The organism is [Clostridium] clostridioforme AGR2157, from assembly GCF_000424325.1.
Lineage (GTDB): Bacteria > Bacillota > Clostridia > Lachnospirales > Lachnospiraceae > Enterocloster > Enterocloster clostridioformis_A.
This window is the reverse complement of record NZ_AUJR01000022.1, coordinates 61,652-83,167: the sequence shown is the minus strand read 5'-3', so window position 1 is coordinate 83,167 and position 21,516 is coordinate 61,652. Positions and strand designations below refer to the sequence as shown.

Annotated in this window: 21 protein-coding genes and 2 pseudogenes; 20 read left to right on the top strand and 3 right to left on the bottom strand. The window is 44.6% G+C overall.

Annotation, left to right across the window (positions count from 1 at the left end; genetic code table 11):
- Both G614_RS31715 and G614_RS0111340 read left to right on the top strand, forming a co-directional pair.
- Nucleotides 1–210, top strand: a pseudogene (locus G614_RS31715) (AAA family ATPase); the annotation flags it as partial.
- Nucleotides 211–801: 591 nt separating this feature from the next.
- Entirely contained in the window at nt 802–975 is a 174-nt protein-coding gene (locus G614_RS0111340) for a cysteine-rich KTR domain-containing protein (protein ID WP_027642031.1), read from the top strand.
- Nucleotides 976–1,180: 205 nt separating this feature from the next.
- On the opposite strand, the gene G614_RS0111335 is transcribed toward G614_RS0111340, so the two are convergent.
- Together G614_RS0111335 and G614_RS0111330 are read right to left on the bottom strand one after the other, a co-directional pair.
- A complete protein-coding gene (locus tag G614_RS0111335) occupies nt 1,181–1,546 on the bottom strand; it encodes a helix-turn-helix domain-containing protein (RefSeq protein WP_027642030.1) in 366 nt (121 codons plus the stop codon).
- Between the two features lie 404 nt (nt 1,547–1,950).
- Nucleotides 1,951–2,241, bottom strand: coding sequence for a hypothetical protein (locus G614_RS0111330; RefSeq protein ID WP_027642029.1), 291 nt, complete (start codon nt 2,239–2,241; stop codon nt 1,951–1,953).
- A 53-nt stretch (nt 2,242–2,294) separates the two neighbouring features.
- Between G614_RS0111330 and G614_RS0111325 the strand changes: the two genes are divergently transcribed.
- The 18 genes and pseudogenes from G614_RS0111325 (at nt 2,295) to G614_RS0111245 (ending at nt 20,289) form a co-directional block, all read left to right on the top strand.
- Nucleotides 2,295–2,735 (top strand): hypothetical protein, encoded by a 441-nt coding sequence (locus G614_RS0111325; RefSeq protein ID WP_027642028.1) that lies wholly within the window; start codon nt 2,295–2,297, stop codon nt 2,733–2,735.
- Nucleotides 2,736–2,860: 125 nt separating this feature from the next.
- On the top strand, nt 2,861–3,001 hold the full coding sequence (locus G614_RS31250) for a hypothetical protein (protein WP_155245041.1): 141 nt from the start codon (nt 2,861–2,863) through the stop codon (nt 2,999–3,001).
- 327 nt (nt 3,002–3,328) lie between these two features.
- The gene (locus tag G614_RS0111320; RefSeq protein ID WP_027642027.1) at nt 3,329–5,296 is read left to right on the top strand and encodes an ATP-dependent DNA helicase; all 1,968 of its coding nucleotides are present in this window, start codon (nt 3,329–3,331) and stop codon (nt 5,294–5,296) included.
- Between the two features lie 159 nt (nt 5,297–5,455).
- A complete protein-coding gene (locus G614_RS0111315; RefSeq protein ID WP_027642026.1) occupies nt 5,456–6,574 on the top strand; it encodes a tyrosine-type recombinase/integrase in 1,119 nt (372 codons plus the stop codon).
- A gap of 15 nt (nt 6,575–6,589) precedes the next feature.
- Nucleotides 6,590–8,566, top strand: coding sequence for a tyrosine-type recombinase/integrase (locus G614_RS0111310; RefSeq protein ID WP_027642025.1), 1,977 nt, complete (start codon nt 6,590–6,592; stop codon nt 8,564–8,566).
- Nucleotides 8,563–10,056, top strand: coding sequence for a tyrosine-type recombinase/integrase (locus G614_RS0111305; RefSeq protein WP_027642024.1), 1,494 nt, complete (start codon nt 8,563–8,565; stop codon nt 10,054–10,056). Before G614_RS0111310 ends, G614_RS0111305 begins: the two co-directional genes overlap by 4 nt.
- Nucleotides 10,046–10,450, top strand: a complete 405-nt coding sequence (locus G614_RS0111300) for a DUF6262 family protein (protein ID WP_242828066.1) — start codon at nt 10,046–10,048, stop codon at nt 10,448–10,450. The genes G614_RS0111305 and G614_RS0111300 overlap by 11 nt, the downstream gene beginning before the upstream one ends.
- A 21-nt stretch (nt 10,451–10,471) precedes the next feature.
- On the top strand, nt 10,472–10,855 hold the full coding sequence (locus G614_RS0111295; RefSeq protein WP_027642022.1) for a DUF6262 family protein: 384 nt from the start codon (nt 10,472–10,474) through the stop codon (nt 10,853–10,855).
- Nucleotides 10,856–11,029: 174 nt separating this feature from the next.
- Entirely contained in the window at nt 11,030–12,583 is a 1,554-nt protein-coding gene (locus G614_RS0111290) for a serine/threonine-protein kinase (protein WP_027642021.1), read from the top strand.
- A 294-nt stretch (nt 12,584–12,877) separates the two neighbouring features.
- Nucleotides 12,878–12,982 (top strand): annotated as a pseudogene (locus tag G614_RS33355) (Flp1 family type IVb pilin); the annotation flags it as partial.
- Entirely contained in the window at nt 12,982–14,982 is a 2,001-nt protein-coding gene (locus G614_RS0111280) for a DUF5702 domain-containing protein (protein ID WP_027642020.1), read from the top strand. The pseudogene G614_RS33355 and the gene G614_RS0111280, both read left to right, overlap by 1 nt.
- A gap of 46 nt (nt 14,983–15,028) precedes the next feature.
- The gene (locus G614_RS0111275) at nt 15,029–16,039 is read left to right on the top strand and encodes a hypothetical protein (RefSeq protein WP_027642019.1); all 1,011 of its coding nucleotides are present in this window, start codon (nt 15,029–15,031) and stop codon (nt 16,037–16,039) included.
- 24 nt (nt 16,040–16,063) lie between these two features.
- Nucleotides 16,064–16,612: a hypothetical protein gene (locus tag G614_RS0111270; protein ID WP_044917609.1), complete on the top strand. Its 549-nt coding sequence runs from the start codon at nt 16,064–16,066 to the stop codon at nt 16,610–16,612.
- Nucleotides 16,609–17,001, top strand: a complete 393-nt coding sequence (locus tag G614_RS0111265) for a hypothetical protein (RefSeq protein WP_027642017.1) — start codon at nt 16,609–16,611, stop codon at nt 16,999–17,001. Before G614_RS0111270 ends, G614_RS0111265 begins: the two co-directional genes overlap by 4 nt.
- Nucleotides 16,991–18,502 carry a DUF6382 domain-containing protein gene (locus G614_RS0111260; RefSeq protein WP_027642016.1) on the top strand — a complete coding sequence of 504 codons (1,512 nt, stop codon included), beginning with the start codon at nt 16,991–16,993 and terminating at the stop codon, nt 18,500–18,502. The genes G614_RS0111265 and G614_RS0111260 overlap by 11 nt, the downstream gene beginning before the upstream one ends.
- 150 nt (nt 18,503–18,652) lie before the next feature.
- Nucleotides 18,653–19,273 (top strand): rhomboid family intramembrane serine protease, encoded by a 621-nt coding sequence (locus G614_RS0111255; protein WP_027642015.1) that lies wholly within the window; start codon nt 18,653–18,655, stop codon nt 19,271–19,273.
- A 42-nt stretch (nt 19,274–19,315) separates the two neighbouring features.
- Entirely contained in the window at nt 19,316–19,732 is a 417-nt protein-coding gene (locus G614_RS0111250; RefSeq protein WP_027642014.1) for an HIT family protein, read from the top strand.
- 5 nt (nt 19,733–19,737) lie between these two features.
- Nucleotides 19,738–20,289, top strand: coding sequence for an RNA polymerase sigma factor (locus G614_RS0111245; RefSeq protein WP_027642013.1), 552 nt, complete (start codon nt 19,738–19,740; stop codon nt 20,287–20,289).
- On the opposite strand, the gene G614_RS0111240 is transcribed toward G614_RS0111245, so the two are convergent.
- A complete protein-coding gene (locus G614_RS0111240) occupies nt 20,286–21,356 on the bottom strand; it encodes an undecaprenyldiphospho-muramoylpentapeptide beta-N-acetylglucosaminyltransferase (RefSeq protein ID WP_027642012.1) in 1,071 nt (356 codons plus the stop codon). The two genes, G614_RS0111245 and G614_RS0111240, sit on opposite strands and share 4 nt — an antisense overlap.
- Nucleotides 21,357–21,516: the final 160 nt, after the last annotated feature.

Genomic DNA, 21,516 nt, shown 5'->3' with positions numbered 1-21,516 from the left:
CATATGACTTATTCAGGATGTCAGCAGGAGATATTTACAACCAAGGCATTAGATGAGGTACATAAAGCATCAGCCGGAATTCCACGAATGATTAACCGGGTCTGTGAAAAAGCACTGATGTATGCGTTTCAGAATCAGAAACGATTGATCGATGACTATATGATCAAGTTCGTTGTGGAACACGAAATGCTTGGAATGGTAACTTCATAAAGCAGGCGCCGCCTGGAAACAGGCGGTATTGCCTAACTGACTGATGACAGAAAGCTAAGCAACTGAGCGTCAACTGATGTGAGCAATCTTGTGACATCTCATGAAATCACTAACAATTACGCTACTGCTTTTTATCGGGCTGGCATTTTCCATCCGCGGGAAATTAACGCCTAAAAAGACAGGAGTGATTGTAGCAGCTTATTTTGGAGCTGTACTAATCTCAAACATTTTTGTACTTATGTAGGCACCCGGTATATGGCCGGCAGTGTTTCAAAGCATCCTTTACCTGATTTGCATTGTAATTGTGGCCGGATATTGTTTTCAGGTGAGAAGGGTTTCTCCGGTATCGGTGTATTGTGTTGCTGCGTATGGTTTTATAAGAAGCGGTATCATGTATTTTCATATGATGCAGTTAGAAAATGAGTTTGCATTTATCGTGAGAACTATATGGCTATTAGCAATTGCAGGGTATATGGGGCTGACGGCATATCAGGCGTATGCGTTGGAGAAAAAATGGCGGTTGGCTGTGAAATAATCTGAGAGTTAGAAGGGAGACCAACCAAAAAATTTATGAGTTGAGGAGCGAGTATTATGGAGAAAACAAAATGGATTTTATGTCCGGTCTGCGGCAGTAAAACCCGTGATAAGATACGGGAGGATACTGTTTTGAGAAACTATCCCCTTTACTGCCCAAAGTGCAGGCAGGAAAGTCTGATTGAAGCAGAAGATTTTCATATAACGGTCATCAAAGAGCCAGACGCTTAGACGCAGAGCCGATGAATTTGTGGGTGCTGAACCTCACACAGTTCATCGGCTCTGTTCCGTTCCGACATACTCTGCCATATTTTGTCGAGAACTTTTTAAAATTATAGACGGTTCATAACTCATTCATAGGTCGTTCATAACCCGGTAGTTTATAATGGCAGAAAAAAGAAACCAGCAGCAACAAGGAAGTCTTGTCCTACTGGTTTCACTCGGAATCTTTTGATTCCGGTTTGTGCTGGCTGGTCAGTAACTGCTCTGATAAAAAATCCACTGTATGAAGAAGAATTGCCTGATTTTCTTCACTGCATGCCTGGAGTTTACCAATAACGTGTTCTGCCAGTTCGTTTTTTACGATGGCTATGGCTGGAAAGAGGGAATTTGGGGAAATTCCCAACCGTTCAATCAAAAGAGATAAGGTTATGTAAGAAGGATTTTTTCTGCCTTTCTCAATATCCTGAATGGTCTTGACAGCCAAGCCACACTGATCAGCCAGCTCCTGTTGGGTAAGATTGCATTCTTTCCTTTTGGAACGGATGCAATCGCCCAAATAAATAAGTTTGTCTTTCGGCATGATAGTTCACCTCAAATACATTCTACCGTACCGATTAGGGAAAATACATTCCCTTTGAGTATGTATAAAATAGGTGTTATGATGCCGATTTTGAAAACAGAATAAGGAATCAGGGAAACACTGTGTAAAAAAAGAGGATAGCAGTGTCTTCTTCATGTAAGAATGGAAAACCCTGTCGGGAAGCCAATAAAAAAACGGCTTCTCGCAGCAGGGTTTATTTGTGTTATGCCATCTGTGATAAGCCGTCAGGAGTAAATCATGGATGGCATTATTTTTACGAAAGGATATAGATTCCGGTCAGGTGACCAGCGAAAAAAATCTTAGACTATAAAAGAGTACCTTATACCCATGAACATGCACTAAACTATGTGCTAAATACGCACAATAACACATATAATGCAAGACTAAACAAAAACGCCAGAAAGCAGGTAAAGCTGTCTGGTGTTTTTGTTTGTCGTTTTTTCGTAAATATTGCCGACTGGCATCTGAATATGAACTGTATCTTCCAATGGCAGCTTTATAAAACCATCATGAGGCGTCCCGAAAGTTGGTAATCCGGAGAGGACAAATGGCTGCTGAGCCTTGGGGTTTTCAATATATTTTATTTGCTTTTGGAATAAGAGATGCCGGATACGCTGGTATCCAAAGATACAGTTTTGATACTCCCTGTCATGGGGAATTAAGATGCCGATCACCGCCGCCGCTTCGATTTGATTTCTAAAAAATTTCAGATCGGAGGTAAAGAAAGGTGGCTTATAACAAAGCAAGAGAAGAACAAAAATGGAAGAAGTGGAAAGAACGTGAGGAAGAAAAACTCCGGGAGCTTGGCATGGACGAAACGTCCATTCAGGCATTGCGTGAAAGCGACTGGGCAGATTTTAATTCTGACAGGCGTTATCAGGAGCATCAGATCCCGTTGCTGGATTATATGGAGTTGTTACTGGCAGAAACGGAGATCCGTGAAGATCAGATTCGGAGTGTGGAGGAACTGCTGGATGCCATAGGTGATGAACGGTTACTACATATCCTGCTGGAAGCAGACCGGAAAACGCTGCAGATCGTTGTCCTTAAGATGATGGGATATGCCCCAAAGGAGATCGGTTCTTATATCGGTATGCCGGAGCAGACGGTTTATACGAAACTGAGGCGGTTACGGGAAAAAATAAAAAAATTTGTGAAAGCTGAATAAAAACGGGACATCCCATCGGCTAGTAAGTAGAAAGGGGGATAGTGTCCCTTTTTACGCACATTGAAAATCTTATACCAGCATTACTGGTACGTTCCCATGGATGGTAGCGTTGCAGGATGAGCGCCATGACGGGAAAACTGGAAACAGATACCAGGGGTGAGCCATTGTATGATTTGTTGTACAGGCTTCCATCTGGTATCTGTTCCGGTTTTCTCGGAGCGATCCATCAGACCTGTCAGGGAGCCGCGGCTGGCTCTCCGCCATGAGCATCCATGGGGGATAATGATACGTTTTCTGCCAGCGAGCAGAGGATGGACTCCGGGTTGTAATCAGCAAGACCCTCAGAACATTTGCGAATGGCATCCGCCAGATGCCTGCCAGTAATGTTCCCATATATGCCATGAAAGGAGTGGCACAGGCTGTCAGGGGTGCGAGGTCAAATGTGACGCCGACAATGAAACAACAATTTAGAAATCAATGGAAGTGTGTCGTTGATATCAGATATATGCGGCTGTGGTGAAAAACACAGCCGCGCTTTAAAAGGATGTGTTTTTCTTTGGTATTGACGTCATGCGTGAAAGGCAGGCTATGAAATGAATTATAAGAATCAATATCAAAGAAAAGCACATCAGGAGGTTGACTTTATCTTTTTGACGCTTTTGCCGCAGGCAGGCTTAAGTGTCAGAGAAGAACAGGTAAAATTAAGTCACCAGATGTTGGACGCCCTGCTGGAAGGAAACATTGCACTCTGTGACGCGGGTGTGGGAATCGGGAAAACCTATGCATATCTGGTGGCCTGTATCTTGATGAGGAAGTATGTGGCTGCCACGGGAAATGGGTGGCTGTGTGATAAGCGGCCAATCGTCATCTCCACATCCAGCATTGCGCTGCAGGAGGCAATCATACAAGAGTATATTCCCTTTTTATCGGATGTCTTTTTGGCAGCCGGATTGATCGGTTCTCCGTTAAAAGCGATCGTGCGGAAGGGAAAGGAGCATTTTGTCTGTGATGAACGCTTGGGAGTGCGGTTAGAAGCTGTCCGGGAAAAACCTAAAAATGAGCTGCAGAAAAAGGCTTTGTTTTCCTTAAAGCAGATCTATGACATGGATGAGGTGCCTAATCTGAGCAGTTTTGACCGCAGGCTGGTCTGTGTCCCAAAGTTCTGCCCCAAGGAATGTCCGGGAAGGACAAGCTGCCGTTACCAGATGTATCTGAAACAGGCACGGGATCCGGATATCTTTTTCCAGATATGTAACCATAATTATCTGCTTGCGGATTCTTCCCACCGGGCTAAAGATTATAAACCGCTTTTGACGGATTACCGGGCGCTCATCGTGGATGAAGCCCATAAGCTTCCAGAGGCGGCAAGGCAGATGTATGGGAAATCACTCTGCTATGAAGATATTCTGGAAATCTGCTACTTCCTTGAACGAGAACATCAGGGGATGGCTGCCAAGAAGCTAAAAAGTGTTTTCCATAACCTGTTCCATGTAGTCAGAGAAAATTCCATAGCAAAGGATGGACCAGCATCGGCTTTCCATATGACGGAGGAATGTGCCATCGTGCTGGAAGAAGGAAAGGCACTTTTAAAGGAACTGACAGGAAAACTAAGGGGAATCGCTCCGGGATGGATACGGAACCAGCTGGAAGAAGCAGGAGAGGTGTTATCTATTTTTGCAGGCTCCGGCAAACGCTACATTCTGCATTTGGAGCAGGATAAAGGAAAACTGCCGCAGCTGTGTGCCACAAGCAGGAAGATCCCGGACATTCTCTCCGGCGTGTTGTGGAGCAGGGGATTCCCGGCCATCCTGACCAGCGGCACCTTAAAGGCCGGGAATGGCTTTTCCCGCACCCGGCAGGAAAACGGGCTGGGAAAGGAAGTCCGGGTAACGGAATATGTGGCGGAATCTCCATTTGCTTATGATAAGAACTGTTTATTGTATCTGCCGCAGACGCTGCAAAGGACAAAGCATGGCAGCCGGGAGGAAGCCGTCATGCTGGCACAGCATATCCAACGGCTGATCTGTTCGACTTACGGACATACGCTGGTGCTGTTCACCTCTTATTCTTTAATGGGCAGCGTTTACCAGATTTTGCGGGACAGCCTGCCTTTCCCGATGGTGGAAGTATGGCGCAATGCCCAGGAGGAGATCATGCGGTTTAAAACATTGGAGAATGCGGTGCTGTTCGCAGCCGGCTCCTGTTGGGAAGGTGTTGATTTTCCGGGAGACATCGTATCATCGCTGATTATCGTAAGGCTGCCCTTTGCTGTCCCGGATCCATTAAGGGAGGCGGAAAAAGAGCGGTATGCTACCCTGCCGGAATATATCCGGGATATCATTGTGCCAGATATGCAGAAAAAGCTGCGTCAGGGTTTTGGAAGGGCGATCCGGACGGAGAGCGATACCTGCGTAGTGTCTATCCTGGACCACCGGGCAGTAGCCGGGGGCAGGTATCATGAGGATGTCCTGTGTGCGCTTCCAGCCTGTCAGATGGCGGAGTCAATTGAGGATGTGGAAGCCTTTATCCGCAGGCAGAAACAGGAAGGATATTATATGTAGAAACAGGTTCGTGGCGTTGTTGGTTCTGACCAGATCAGGAACCGCTTTGCGAAAAAAGTTCAGTGGTATTTCAGGCGTTTTCAGGGGAGTTTGGAATTGCTTTGTTGCCCCGGAGTGGGTATACTGTGTATAGCGTTAGAAAGGAAGGAAGTGAGTAAAATGGCACAATATGTTGTAGACATGCAGACGGAGAAACAGGAAAAATTCTATTTTATCCGGGAGAAAGAAAGCATGGATATTGTACTTTTACCTTCCAAATATCTGATGCACAAGAAACGGTCGAAGATATCACCGAATACGATCCGGAGAAGCGCATTTGCATTATCCTATTATCTGAACTTTATGGATGAGAACCAACTGCACCTGGACGATGTTTACCAAATGAAATATGCCGAACAGCATGAACACTTTACAGACTTTCTGATATGGTTAAAAGCAGGTGAGCATAGCCGGGAGGATTATTCAAAGCTTCCGAATAACGAAACTTGCAATGCGTATTTGAAAGAAGTGTTCCGGTTCTATACTTTTATGGAACGGGAAAACGACCAGTCAGAAAGCCTGAAGGTTCTGTCAGATGCACAGACGATTGTGCGAAATTCGATAGGCGTAAGAAGGGTACTGAACCGAAAGAGCTTTCGGGGTTATCTGAAAGAAAAAGGACATCAGGGAAAAACCATTGAGCAGGACAAGATCGTAAGTTTGCTGCAGGAATGTGCAAACTGCCGCGATCAGGTTCTGCTTTTATTATTGGCCGAGACAGGGTTTCGTATCGGGGAACTCTTAGGTGTCCGGTATGGAGAGGACATTGATTATGAGAACCACATGATCTATGTGAATTTCCGGGAGGATAATGAGAATAGTGCAAGGGCGAAGAATGCAGAATTCCGCAGGGCAAAGGTCAGCGATGCGACATTTGATATTCTAACATTTTATATTGAAGATTATAAGGAACTGATTCTGAAACAGGAATACCTGTTTATCAATGTCTCCGGTGATTACGCAGGGAAACCATTTAAAGTAAGCGGGGTGTATGCAATGTTACGCAGGCTGGAGGAAAAGACTGGTATCAAGTCATCCCCACATATGCTGAGACATTACTTCGCAAATGCGAGGCGGAAAGATGGCTGGAAGCTGGAACTTATCAGCCAGGCACTCGGACATCGGAATATCGAGACCACCATGAAATATCTGAATATAACAGATGAGGAACTGATAGAAGTCAGTGATGCATTTTACAGTAAGCATCAGGCCATGTATGGCATTCAGGATCTGTTATAGGAAGGAGGCGGTCAAGTGTCTGCAATCAGATTACTGCAAGCTGGACGGCAGGAGGATATACGGCATCTTCACAGGCAGCTTATGTCAGGCGGGATATTGCAGAAGGAACTATGGGAAGAAGCGGAAAGTTTCCTTATTAAAAAAGAGATTTATGATGTTATTCTGGCAGAGGAAAAAGATCTTCAGGAATATAAAAAATGTTTGTCGGATAGCGGCAGTTATACGAAGAAGCAGGTAGTGGAGCGGTCGTCCGCACTGCGGAAGATCCAGCAGTATTGGGTAGAAACGGAATACGGGGAGCTGCTCTCAGAGATCCGGGAATGTCAGGTGCCGGATGTAGCATTGAAGGGAAACATTAAGAGGTTCCTCATCCGGCAGGAGATCCATCACATCAGGGATATTGACTACACGGTGCGGAGCCGATATGAAGCAGAACTGCAAAAAACTGGGAATGAGCAGCGTGTGATGAAATATCTGAAGGTATTCGACCATATCAAACAGTACAGTATCCGAAATCAGATAAGCAGCCTGCCGGGAATGGCAAGGCACCGGATGCAGTATAAAGCGCAGATTATATTCCTGCCTTACCTGCCGGATCCGGAACTGGTTAAGGATTTTGAATACGTCCAGGATAAGCAGGAACTGGTATGGGATTTTGCAAGGAGAGCGGCTGATAAATTGAAAAGGCAGGTGTTCCTGCTGTTAAACTATATATTGGAAAATCTATACCGATACAATCCAAAGGAAAGGCGGGTACGGTACTTACTGCCCCTGCACTGGCTGTATGATTTCTGTGTGGATGAAGGTATCGAAGATTTGGAATGCCTGGAATTGAGCCAGATTTGTCGATTTGAAAAAATCGTAGAGCAGAAAGTGGTCAATGTGAAAAATTCCATGCAGATCATTGATAACAGCCGGAAAATTTTATTTTTGACAGCACCGGAGATCCACTGGCATGCCAATGTGTGGTATATGGAACGGTTCCACTTGGCGGAGGACAGGCTGAATCCGAGCAGCCCGGTGCAGCGGCTGAGCTTTATAGAAGTTACCAACCGAAAGAACCGGGAGCTTTTACAGGAATACGCAAAATACCATGTCGGAATCGGAGGGCTTACCATAGCCAACATCCGGGGACAGTTATATGAGGTTAAGAAACTGCTGGAATATTTTAATGAAGAAATATCCATCTGCCAGGTGGATGAAAATCAACTGGATGGCTATTTCAGGGAGCTGGAAGAAAAGGATACAAAGGATGACACGTTTAATAAAAGAATTGTGTGTTATTTGAAGTTTTATCAGTTTTTGAATGTGCGTGGATACATCAAGGAAATTCCATTCCAACCGGAGTTTTATCTGAAAAAGACATACCCGGAGCATCATGACAGAACGGTGGAAGAAAAAGTTTATATGGAGATCCTGCATAAGCTCTACTTATTTCCGCAGGTTCCCAGGCTGATATTTTTACATTTGTGGTGTACCGGACTCAGGATCAGCGAAGTATGCACATTAAAAGGAGACGCCTATTATTGGGATGGGGAAGATGCATGGCTGAAAGTTTACCAGATTAAGATGAAGGCGGATAAAATGATACCTATACCGCTAGTGCTGTACAGAGTCATGCGGAAATATATAGAGAAGAATCATATCCGTCCGAAAGATTACATATTTAAAGGGAAAAATGGAGGGGCATACCGGGTGGGAACCTTCCGCCAGGAATTTCAGCAGCACTGCATAAAGAACCAGATTGCAGATGGGGAATATATTTTTAAAACCCATGATTACAGGCATACGCTGGCTACCCGTTTTTATGACGATGGCGTTTCTATACAGACAATCCGGGATTATCTGGGACACTTCTCGGAGGACATGACAAAACAGTATGTAGACTTCATGCCAAAGAGGATTGCCAAAGCGAATGATGCCTATTTTAAAAAACCGGGAAATGACCTGGCATCAGCAATCACAGTGAAGAAGCGTGGTGATAAGAAATGAGAAAAAGAATTTATGTATATGAGATGGACTGTTATACGCAGGCAACTGAGGATCAGATTGAAAAAATGCATATCCGCCCGGATCGGTATTTTGATCTGGAAGGGCTTCCTTCAGAGGATGTCGGCAGGTTGTTAGAAGATTTTATATGGGACAGAGGAAAAAAACTTGCCCCCTCCAGCTTGTCAAGTGAGCTGCTCTATTACAATAATATCAGGGAGTTTCTCATCGACCGGAATATCCGCAGTCTGGACGCAAAGACGGAGGAAAAAATAATCCGCATGCTGAAAGGTTGGATGATGGAGAAAGGATATGCTTTATCGAGTAAAAAGTATCGGGCGGTATATGACAGGGTAGGGATTGAGACTCCCGGCATTGTAAAGCACATGAAGAAGATCCTGAAGTTTGCGAAAGAGGATGATGACCGGGATGAGCAGGAAAAGGATATCTGGAATCTGAAAAATTTTGATTTTCCAATTCACTCGAACCCGATCCTGAATATGGAAACCATCAACTTTACGAAGATTACGCAGCCGGATATCCGGGAGGAAGTGAAAAAAGCGGTCTTTATGCATCTGAAGTATTCCCCATTAGGAACGATTCAAAGTGAGATGACTGCCGTAAAGCGGTTTGCCCGGTTTCTTGAAAAGCGGTGTCCGGATATCAAATCCCTACAGGAACTTGAACGGATGCATATTGAGCAGTACCTGATTTACCTACAAACGGAAGCGCATGAACGGAAAAATTACAGATCGGATCTTTATGCCCTGCGGAGGGTGATAGAGGATGTCGGAAATTTATATGAACGGCAGAGCATGAGTGAACTGTTCTTAAGCAATGATTTTCCAAGCACTCCAAGGCATATCTTCAAGTTTTACACGGATGCGGAGATCAAGAGATTAAACGAACACATTTTCAAGATGGATGAGCAGGTTTGCAGGGCATTGATTATCCACCAGTTATTGGGAACACGGATATCGGATACGTTGACCTTAAAGCCGGATTGCCTGAGCATGAGGGAAGGGCGGTATTTTATAAGGATCCATCAGGTAAAATCCGTAACGTATGAAAAAGCCATCAGCGAAGAAGTGGCGCGGCTTATCATGAAAGCAATCGATTATACGAAAGAGCGGTATGGGGAAACAACATATATTTTTGTAAAGAAAAATGATCCTACAAAACCTTACCAGTATAACATGATCCAAAACCAGATCATGAAGATGATACGCCAGGAAGATATCCGGGATGACAACGGTGAACTGCTGCAGTTTGGTACCCATATATTCCGGCACTGCTATGGAAAGAAACTGACGGAAATGCATGTGGATGACTGGATGATAGCGAAGCTGCTGGGGCATACCTCAACACAATCTGTGCATTATTACCGGAAAATAGGAAATAAGCTGATGGCTGATGAGACAAGAACCGCAAGAGAAAAAATGGATATGATCCTATTAGATATCATAGAAGGATGGGATGATTATGAAATATGATAAAATGATAGAGATTACACAGGCCGAGAGCCGAAGGAAGATGGAGGTTGCAAAAAAAGCTATTTCTGGTATGCTTGATAATATGGAAAGGATTACCGTAGCAGAGTTAGTAAAGAGGACGGGGCTTTCCAGAGGATTTTTTTATAAAAACCAGATGGTTAGGCGTGAACTGGATGATGCCATTCACAGGCAGGAGGCAATCTTTAAAAATCAGCATCCGGTTATAATGGATAAAGAGCTTGAAAATACAATGGTTGATTTGAAACTTGAGTTATTAAGAGCTACAATGCAGAATGAGGAACTTGTTAAGAGTAATGAACAGCTTCGCCAGCAGGTAGAGAAGCTTCAGAAGCAGCTTGGAAGAAAAGAAATCTCTCTACTGAAACGATTGTAAATAAAATGGGAGAAAACAGATATGAAATACGATAAAATAGTTGCGATGAATCAAGCTAAGAGTAAGCAGAAAGCGGATATTGCTATAAAACAGATTGAGAAAATGCTCGAAAGAAAAGAGCGTATTTCGGTAACTGTGCTTGCAAAAAACACCGGATTTGCGAAAAGCTTTTTCTATAGAAATCAGGAAGTTAGAAAAGCGTTAGATGATGCCCAGCTCCAACAGGGGGAATGTTACAATCCGAAGAAAGTTATATTTGATAGAGCATTGGAAGAAACAAATATTAATTTGAAAAGTGCAGTTATGAAACTGAAAAAAAGGATAAAAGAATTAGAGAACGAGAATAGCAGGTTAGAGAAAAAGGTTGAGGAATTAACAGGAGAATTAAATAATCAGAAAAAATAAAACAATAAAGTGTGAAAGATAGCTAACAGCGAATAGTATGGAAACATATATTGGCTGTTTTGCTTTATATATATTGAGATAATCAAAAAAGTGTAGGGTTTATATTCAGGTTGCAGGTTTAAAATAATTGTGAGAAAATATAGTTGATTTTATAATGGATATGAGGAGGGCTATATGATAATCACTATAGATAGTGTATTACCTGATGATAAAGGCAATGAATATAAAGTTGTACGTAGTATTAAATCGGGGGGATTTGGACAAGTTTTTCTATGTGAAAGAATAGGTGATAAAAAGAAATTTGCTTTAAAGACAATGTTGAATGTATTTCCAACATCTGAAGAATATATTGCATTTCAAAATGAATTGAATTTAGCAAAGAAGATTAATGCTGAAAATACAATTACATATGAGTTTATGCATGATGGAAAAATATTAAAAGAATATCCGCCATTTATTATTATGGAATTTGCTGATCAAGGCTCACTAAACGATCTCATAAAACAGAAACGTATGAGTAACACATTTTTTACTAATGATGAATTGTATAACATGTTTTTGCAACTGTCTTTGGGAATGGAACATGTTAATTCCATTTTAGTTCATAGAGACATTAAGCCGGATAATATATTGATTAAAGATAACGTTTTAAAGATTACAGACTTTGGTTTGGCAAAATATTCTGAGGCAACAACTAGAAATGTAACATTTAAAGGATATGGTACCGCACCATATTGTGCGCCAGAAGTATGGAGGAATGAAAAAAATACGATTGCAATGGATATTTATTCTATGGGAATAGTATTTTATGAATTGGCAACATTAAATTATCCCTATGAAGTTATTGCTGGTAATTATGAGGAGGCACATTTATATACAGCGGTAGAAAACCCAATTCGGTTCAATTCTTCTATTGCACCTAATTTGGTTTCAGTAATTAATAGAATGCTGCAAAAACCTAAAAGCAAAAGATTTTCAAATTGGCAGGAAATTATTGATATTTTGAATAAAGGGAACAAGCTAGGGGCGAGTGATAATAAAATGTTATCATTAGTACAGTCGGCTGTAGCAATGCAAAATGCAACCGATAATGCGAGGCAGAGAAAAGAAGCTGAAGAAGCAAAAAAGAGAAAAGAGTGGTGGGATCATGTAAAAAACATAATGTTTCATTTCGATAATGAGATATTGAATCCGCTTAGAGAATATACGGAAATATACAATTCTCAATACGCTTCGGGTCAAATTGTTTTTAATTCAGCTAATTTTGATCTTGCAGAAGAGAAAAATATTATAACAATTAAAATGCCGAATTTTCAAACCATTACAATAACTTTATCAGTGCTTGATCCTGAAGCTTATAAAAAAACTATAGGATATACGATTTCTTATGGCATTCGCACTCCAACAGCCACAAGATATTCACATCCCACATGTAGGGGGAAGAAAGTTTTAGCATGGGGAAAAATAGAAGATAATCATAGTCAGGGCTATAATATTTTATTATTGGATAATAAAATAGATGAATATGGGGATTGGTTTATTATGTATAATACTAACTCAGGTTTTAATAGGGATCCTAGACCAGAACCATTTGCATTTTCTGAGAAAGAGTTGCCCAAAGAAATTAATTACATTGATGCAACACACATCTATATATCGAATATAGAGAAATACAATATTGATAGATTTCAGGAGTTAATAGCTCTAGGGCAATTAAGATCAATGTAATTTAGGGAGAAGTGAAAAAAAGAAATTATCTTAAGAGATAATGGACAGGACATTAGCGAACGGTATATCGTACGGGAACATGTATCGGCTATTTAATTTAATAAAGAAATATTGAAAAGCATTTAACAGGAGAGCTTGCCAGAAAGGTGAGCTCTTTTGCTTTTGGGGCTTTTTATTTAGGATGGAGCATATACAATTTGCGGAGCAAATGTGGGGTAGAAAAACAAAAGCTACTCAGTGAAGCTGTTGTTACACCCAGTGTTTATGCGGAGTATCAGATAGGGGGCTAATTTTATGGTGGTGCTCATAGGCTTGGTCATTATCTTTAAAAAGCAGATAACCACCCTGCTGCAAAATATCTTTAAGGAGATAAACAGCCAGTCTAAAGAGGTGTATTAATGTGCAGGAAAGGTGAGATTACGGTATTCCTGGCAATGATACTGTTCAGTGTCTGTGCACTGCTGTGTGTGATCGTGGAATCGGCCCGCACAGCAGGCGCCAGATGCTATCTGCGGATGGCGGTGGACTCATCCGCAGATTCCCTTATGGCCCAGTATCACCGGGAACTGTGGAATAAATACCGGATATTGGGTCTTGAGTATGACAAAACAGAGACGCTGGAGAAGGAGTTCAGGGAATTTATGAGGCCCTATATGGAAGCCGGCAACTGGTATCCCATGAAGGCGGACCAGATTCGGATCACAGATATGACAGGCCTTACCCAGGGGGACGGGAGATATTTTGAACAGGAAATACTGGATTATATGAAGTACGGGCTGCTCGATATGGATTGGGACGAATTGGATGAAGCAGGTGCAGGAGAGCTATTGGTGGCCTGGAAGGAGGGTAACAGCGTTAATCGCGTCTCAGAACTATATTCCGCCCATTCCAGGGAAGCTGTAAGAGTTGAAAAGGCGCTGGAGATAATTAACAGTACGCTTTTGGCCCAGAGGGAACGGTGGGAACAGGGAAAGGATTGCCTGGAGCAGCCGGATGGAGGCAGGTTCATTTCCCAGGCCAATAAAATGATACGGGAGCTGGAACGGATTCCGGGCCAGGTAAAGTCTTATGAGAAAAGGGCGGATGAACTGTATGTGAAACTGGCAAATAGCAGAGAACGGTTTTTGGAGGAAACCAGTGACCTGAGCGGGGATGTGCGGGCTGCGCTGGAGGAGGAAATCAGCCAGTATGAGTCATATGCGGCCCAGGACGGACAGCGCCGCAGGGAGGTTGAGGCACTGACAAATCTGAGCCGGGACAGGATTCAGTGGATTGGGGATGTGATTAATATGGCGGAGGAGGTAATGGAGTATATCAGTAACTGGGAGCCGGAGGATGAGGACGATGAGTTGGACGAGGCTGCCTTGTGGCAGCCGGTGAGAGCGCGCTGGTCCCAGTATGGCATGCTCTTGCTGGGAGTGGAATTCGGGGTCCGCGATAAGGAAAAGGAAGGTTTTCTGGAACAGGTAGGAAATATGGCAGGGAAAGGGATGCTGGAATTGGTATTGCCGGAAGGAACCGTTGTTTCCGGCACAGACCTCAGGCTTTCCGGCACACCGTCTGTCCAGAGGAAAACAGACGGCGGTGGATTGAAGGAAAAAGACCGGGATGGAGATTCCCAAAGCACCGGCTTTTTGACCGGAGCCAGGACACTGATACAGCGTCTGATTATAGGAGAATATGATATACGTTTTTTTAAAGGGTTTAAAAAGGAGATGCAGAAGGGGGAATTTTATGAGCTGGAATACATCATTCATGGAAAGAAGAAGGACAAGGACAATTTAAGCGGTGTGGCGGCGCGTCTGGTTGCCTTTAGAGAAGGACTCAATCTGATACATATCCTGTCAGATTCCGGAAAACGCCAGGAGGCACGGAGTCTGGCTCTGACCATAGTGGGAGGGACGGGGATCCTGCCTCTCGTATCGGTGGTGGCATTTTTTATCATGGCAGTATGGGCCCTTGGAGAGGCGCTGCTGGATGTGCGGTGCCTATTGGAGGGAAAAAAGGTACCGGTCTTTAAGACGGTCTCCGACTGGAAACTGGATTTGGCCGGACTTTTGGAGATGGGAAGGAGTGGGAGTCTGATTGATGGGGAAGGAGGCGGAGATGGGAGCGGAATTGATTATGAAGGTTATCTCAGGATACTTATCTTCGGCGGTTATGATACGGACCTGGTTTACCGGATGATGGATGTGATGCAGATTGTTACAGCAAGGAAACAGCCGGGATTTTCTCTGGAAAACTGTGTATGTACGGTGAATGCAGAAGCTCTTGTCAGTGGAAAACATGTGTTTTTTTCAAATGGAGTGTGGAAAAGCCGGGGACCGGAAGATGGTTACGCATATGATACGCGTATGGCTGTAGCCGGGAGCTACCTGGAAGACTATAAAAGCCCATAGAAATGAGAACTGCAGATTTTTCAGGAATGGGGAAAGGAGGTTCATGATGATGCCCTTTTTTCTGGTGCAGAATAAAGAATCAAAATCGTATTGTCCAGATAACAAAACAGCAAATAAAAATACAACCGCACCTCTCCAAGTACGTAAATGCTGTCGCCTGTTCCATGGAAAAGGGGCATTATCATGGAACTCCTGTCAGATGCAGGGGAGTCTTTCCATAGAGGCAGCCCTCAGTCTGTCCCTGTTCCTGTTCTTAAGTTTCTGCCTCATTATGCCCATGAAGATGCTGGACCGTCAGAGACAGATACAGGCTGTAATGGAATCCGTGGGGGAGGAACTGAGTCAGTATGCCTATGTGGAATACTGTTTTCGTACCGCAGAGGAGGGCAGTGCAGAGGTGGATGTAGGGAGGGCAGAGGATACAGCCTCATCCGTCCTGGCAGCTGCATATGCTTCCGCCAGGATATTGGGAGGGATTAACAGGGAGTGGGTGGAAGCTGTATCATTTGAGGGAACGGATATAGGGACGGATGAGATGGTCCATATAGTGATGAGATATAGGATGCGTCTTCCCTTTTCCGTATTAGGAATCAACAGCATTCCCGTGGAACAGGTATGCAGCCGCAGAATGTGGAACGGAGCGGATGGGGGACGTTTTGGAGATGGTGACAAGGATGGGGGCGGAGAAGAAGATGAGACAGTATATATCGGAAAAAACCCCACCCGCTACCACCGCTTAAGGACCTGCCATTATCTTTACAATGATTTAAAAGCGGTGGATTTTGGTGTTGTGGGGGAACTGCGGAATGAATCAGGAGGAAGGTATTCTCCCTGCGGGACCTGTGGTGCTGGAAACGGAGGTACAGGAAGCGGCAGTACGGGGAGCGGCAGTACGGGAAGCAGCGGTATGGGAAGCGGCAGTACGGTTTATGTCATGCCATATGGCACAAGCTTTCATCTTTCTAAAAGCTGCCGGTCCATCATTGCGTATGTTCAGGCAGTTCCATTGTCGCAGGTGGAATATTTGGGGGAGTGTTCTTATTGCATAGGAAAGTGATGTGGGGACGGGGGTGTGGTTTGTTTGGGGATATTTAATGGTGATTTGACAGAACAGTTAACAGCAGGACATGAAATAGCAGGAGTAATGCTGCGCTGCGGTTTCCTTATGATGCTGTTAATTGGAGCGTGGCAGGATATGAGGAATCACAGGATAAAGCTCAGCCTGATTGTGATATCGGGAGCCGCAGGAGCCGTTCTGCGATGTATGTATATTATGCTGGATACAGCAATCATATATCAGGATTCCGGATACCAGCTGCCTTTTGGTTTGGTGGCTGGTCAGCTTAAGGATACAGCCATGGCCATGGCTGTAGGCGGAGGACTGCTGTTTCTTTCCTGGATAACAAACGAGGCTGTGGGAAAAGGAGATGGATGGTTTTTTCTGATATCGGGCATTTATCTGGGGGCAGTAAAAAATCTGGTTTTGCTGACAGGCGGTTTAGGTGTTTGCTTTTTGCTATCCATGGTTTTGATGTTTAAAGGGATTATACAGGGAACAGACAGGGGAAGGCCGCGCATTCCTCTTCTTCCATTTCTGATTCCGGCGGGAATCGGGGTGATGTTCATATGAAGGGAAAAACGCTTAAGGGAAGTCTTACGGTTGAGGCCGCATGGATTATGGCCATGGTATTGCTGTCCATATTGGTGATGCTCCAGCAGGCAGGCCGTATTCATGATGAGGCCAAGGCCGCCATGGGCCTGCATGAGGCGGTGGAAAAGGGCCGTCATGGAAGTGTGAAGGAACTGGAAGCCTCTGTGTCCGGGGCGCAGGAACATATGGGCCGTCTCTTATTCTTTCCTGACTGCAATCTTATTATAAAGGAAAAAGGACAGAGGATATACGGAGAAGGCAGAGGAGGAAAATGGAAAAGGGAGATTGAGGCGGGAAGGTTCCGGCCGGAGACATTTCTGCGTAAGATTACTTTAATTGAAGGACTGGTCAAAGAAGATGGATATTAGCTACAGGAGAGAAGCGAAACGCAATTACCTGGTAGCGGGGATGGCAGAGACCACAGCCGGATATGAAGCCAGAATGCTGGCCCACAACGAGATTCGCGGACTGTTGAGGATGTACATAACATACCAGGATGGACAGCCCTCATATTGTTATGACATTACTTCCAGACAACCGTTAAGCCGTCTTCTGGAGACCCGTTTTATAACCAGGGATGAGATATGCCAGTTATTAATTCAGATACATACAGCATTGAATGGTATGGAGGAATATCTTTTAGATGCAGGCGGTGTCCTGCTGGAACCGGAATATATTTATGTGGAGCCGGAATTATTCCAGACCGGTTTGTGCCTGGTTCCCGGCGTTCAGGGTAATTTCCAGGAGAAACTGAGCCGTCTCCTGCAGTATATTCTGAAGAGGATAAACCATAAAGACAGGGAGAGCGTAGTCCTGGCTTATGGACTTTATCAGGAGAGCCTTAAGGAAAACTGCGGAATGGATGATTTGCTGGGGCTGATTGCGTCAGAACGGCGGAAGGGGAAGAGAAGGGAGTTATTGAGGGAGCCGGAGGGAGATTTTGCGAAGCAGGGAGGAATACGGGGAAAGGAATATTGGGAGAAGGAACGAAAGGGGGAAGATGAAGAGGAACAGGGGAAAGAGGCGGATACAGAGCGGAACGAAGTACGAAGTGATGAAATGCGAAATAATGAAGCACGAAATAGAGAAAAAAATAAAACCTCAGACGATGCACGAGGTAAAAAGCTAAATAGAAAACAAAGTAAAGGCCCTGGCCGGACTGAATCTGAATGGAAAGGAACCGTTTTTATACGGCAGTTTATCTTGTGGCTGTCAGTGGCAGTACTTTGTCCATCAGCACTGTGGATGTTCAAAGGGATGACAGCGGTCTTTGATAATTGGAAAATGTTAGCAGCAATAGATGGAGGCTTACTGGCTATACTGTCAGCCACGAATATATATGGGCTGTTCATTGGACATAGGGCTGCAAATGGAGATGAAATAGACTCAGATGAGGAGCAGGACCCATGGAGAATTTTGTATGAGGATGAAGATGACGAAGACGAGGATTTGGGCATTCAGCCGTCTCAGGCGTATACGAATAAGGATAAAAATGAATGTTTCCAGAAAATGCCGGAAAGCAGCGCCGAAGAATGCTTCCAGACCGTTCTTTTATCAGAACGGCCGGCAGAAGGGGAAGAGGTCCGGCGTTTATCTGCCCTCAATGGTTCGGATGAAGACATTGTAATATCCTATTATCCCTTTGTGATTGGTAAACACAAGGATTTAGCCGATTATGTGCTTCTTAAAGATACAGTAAGCCGCTTTCACATAAGATTAGATGAAGACAATGGGAATTATACCGTAACGGACCTTAACTCTACCAATGGTACCAGGGTCAGAGGTCGTTTGCTGGAGGCAAACGAGACAACACAGCTGGAGCCGGGGGACCAGATATTTATGGCTGACTGCGGATATGTTTTCTATTAGCTGCACACAGCAGCCCTGTGAGTGTGGTCGCAGAAATAGCAAATAGCACGGGGAGGGGGCATAAAAAATAACTTTATTACTTCAAAGCCACTTAACAAGTCCCTTAAAGTATGTTAAGATTATATATCATTGAGGATGTGAGGAATACGGATGGTTACAGGCATAAACAGGAACAGACCATATGTCAATATTGCGCTGGCAGCAGTCAACGTATTGGTATTTCTGTATCTGGAGGCCATCGGCTCCACGGAGGATGGCGTATTGATGGTAAAACATGGTGCTGTATTTGCGCCGTTTGTTATCCTTGGTGGAGAGTATTACAGGCTGTTTACTGCCATGTTCCTGCACTTCGGAGTCAGCCATCTGGCAAATAATATGCTGGTTCTGCTGGTACTTGGCGAGAAGATGGAAAAGGCGCTGGGTCATATCAAATATTTGATATTTTACCTTGCCAGCGGTGTTGCTGCCAACGGTATATCCCTGGCTGTCCAGGTACGGACAGGGGCGGCCAGTGTGTCGGCGGGAGCTTCAGGCGCAATCTTCGGTGTGGTAGGCGGTCTGGTCTATGTGATTGCCATTCATCATGGTCAGTTGGACGGACTAACCAACAGGCAGCTGGGTTTAATGGTTCTACTGACGCTTTATTATGGGTTTACTTCAGCAGGGGTGGACAATGTGGCTCACATAGGAGGCCTGATTTCCGGCTTCATTTTAGGTATCCTGCTTTATCGGAGAAAACATGCTGCCGGAATTTCCGGTATGGCTGGATAGAATGCAGGCTGTGTTAACCGCAGCGGAAGGAGGATTTTCAGAATGACAGATGACAATTGTATTTTTTGTAAAATAGCGGGCGGGGTGATTCCGTCAACCACTCTGTATGAGGATGAGGATTTTCGCGTGATTCTGGATTTGGGACCGGCGTCCAGAGGACATGCCCTTATCCTTCCAAAACAGCATTTTGCAGATGTATGCGTACTGGACGGGGATACAGCCGCCAAGGTACTTCCTTTGGGTGCCAAGATTGGCTCTGCGATGAAGAAATCTCTTGGATGTGCGGGATTCAATCTGGTTCAGAATAATGGAGAGGCAGCCGGGCAGACTGTGTTCCATTTCCACATGCATGTGATTCCAAGATATGAGGGAGGTCCGGCTATGGTCAGTTGGATTCCGGGAAAGGCTTCGCCGGAGGAATTGACAGAGGTTGCAGATAAAATCAAAGGCTGTCTGTAATTGCAATGAAGATTGAGAAGATGGATTCAGAAGATAAGAAACTGTTTGAGGAAATGTATCTGGAATATGAGGTATACCTGAGAAGGATAGCTTATGTCGAGGATATTCCTTTGGATTATATTGAGGATGTGGTACAGGATACATTTGTCTCATATGCCCGCTATAAATATTCCCTGGATATGTCCGAGGAAAGTAAGAGGGCGCTGCTGATACGTATTCTGAAGAGCCGGTGTATGGATTTTCACCGAAAGATGAAGTACAGGAGCTATGGGGAATTGGACGAAGAGGTATATAACAGTGAGGATTATCCGGCACACGATAAGGCTGCCAATCTGCCGGATTATGTAGTCAGCAAAGAGAGATGTCAGGCGCTTCTTGGGGAAATCGAGAGGATGCCTGAAAACTGGCGTCAGGTTGCGACGCTCAGATTGATAGAGGGACGGCCGACTAGGGAAGTATGCGCTATGCTGAATATTACAGAAAAGGCATGCTATTCCAGAGTCAGCCGTATCAGGAAGTATCTTGAGGAACTGCTAAAAAGTGATAATTGGCCCTAACTTTGTTTCACACATGATTCAATGAGAGATACAACTGTTTTAACAGCATTGTTCAGACTGCTTCGCTCCATGGCCTGTATATAGGTATTGCGGTTTAGGTATACATCGTTAATCGCATCAAACAGGGAGTTATCAGACAATGCTTCCTCCTCCAGAACCTTGCTGAATCCTTGTTTTGCAAAGGAATTGGCATTGAGAATCTGGTCTCCGCGGCTGGCCGCGGCTGACAGAGGGATGAGCAGATTGGGTTTGCGCAGTGTCAGAAGCTCGCAGATGGAATTGGCTCCTGCCCTTGATATGACAAGGTCGGCTGCCGCAAAAAGATGCTTTAGGGGAGCATCAACGTATTCATACTGTACATATCCGGCTGTTCCAATCAGACTTTCATCCAGATTGCCTTTGCCACAGATATGTATTACCTGATAGCTGGGCAGAAGCCTGGGGAGGATATTGCGGACCGCTGTATTTACGGCTACGGAGCCCAGACTTCCGCCTATGACAAGAAGTACAGGCTTGCTGGCAGACAGATGGGCGTAAGTGAGCCCGGACAGCCGGTCGCCCCGGAGCAGTTCCTCACGGATAGGGGAGCCTGTAAGTACGGCCTTGTCAGATGGAAGGTACTTAAGTGTCTCCGGGAAGTTACAGCAGACTTTATGGGCAGAGGGAATGCAGATTTTGTTGGCCAGGCCTGGCGTCATATCGGATTCGTGTATGATGACAGGTATTTTATAGTGCTTGGCAGCAAGAACCACGGGAACTGCAACAAAACCGCCCTTAGAAAAAATCACATCCGGTTTATGGCGTTTTAAGAGCCGTCTGGCCTCCGCGTAACCCTTGACAACGCGGAATGGGTCGGAAAAATTCTTGATATCAAAGTATCTGCGCAGCTTGCCAGAGGATATGCCATCATAAGGAATGCCCGCATTTTCAATCAGCTTGCGTTCCATACCCTGGTATGAACCGATATAGCGAATTTCGTAGCCAGCCTCCTTCAGTGAAGGGAGCAGGGCTAGATTGGGGGTAACGTGTCCGGCAGTACCGCCGCCGGTTAAAATGATTTTTTTCATAAAAACCTCCTAAAGAATATGAAATGCTGGTGAATCCGGCATTCATAAACGTCTACTATTATAGTAAGCATTAAACGCAAAAAGTCAACCCTAAAGGCAAAGGGAACTTTAGGAGATTTGGTAAACAGAGGTGTCACGTGGGAGATTATAAAAGAGATTC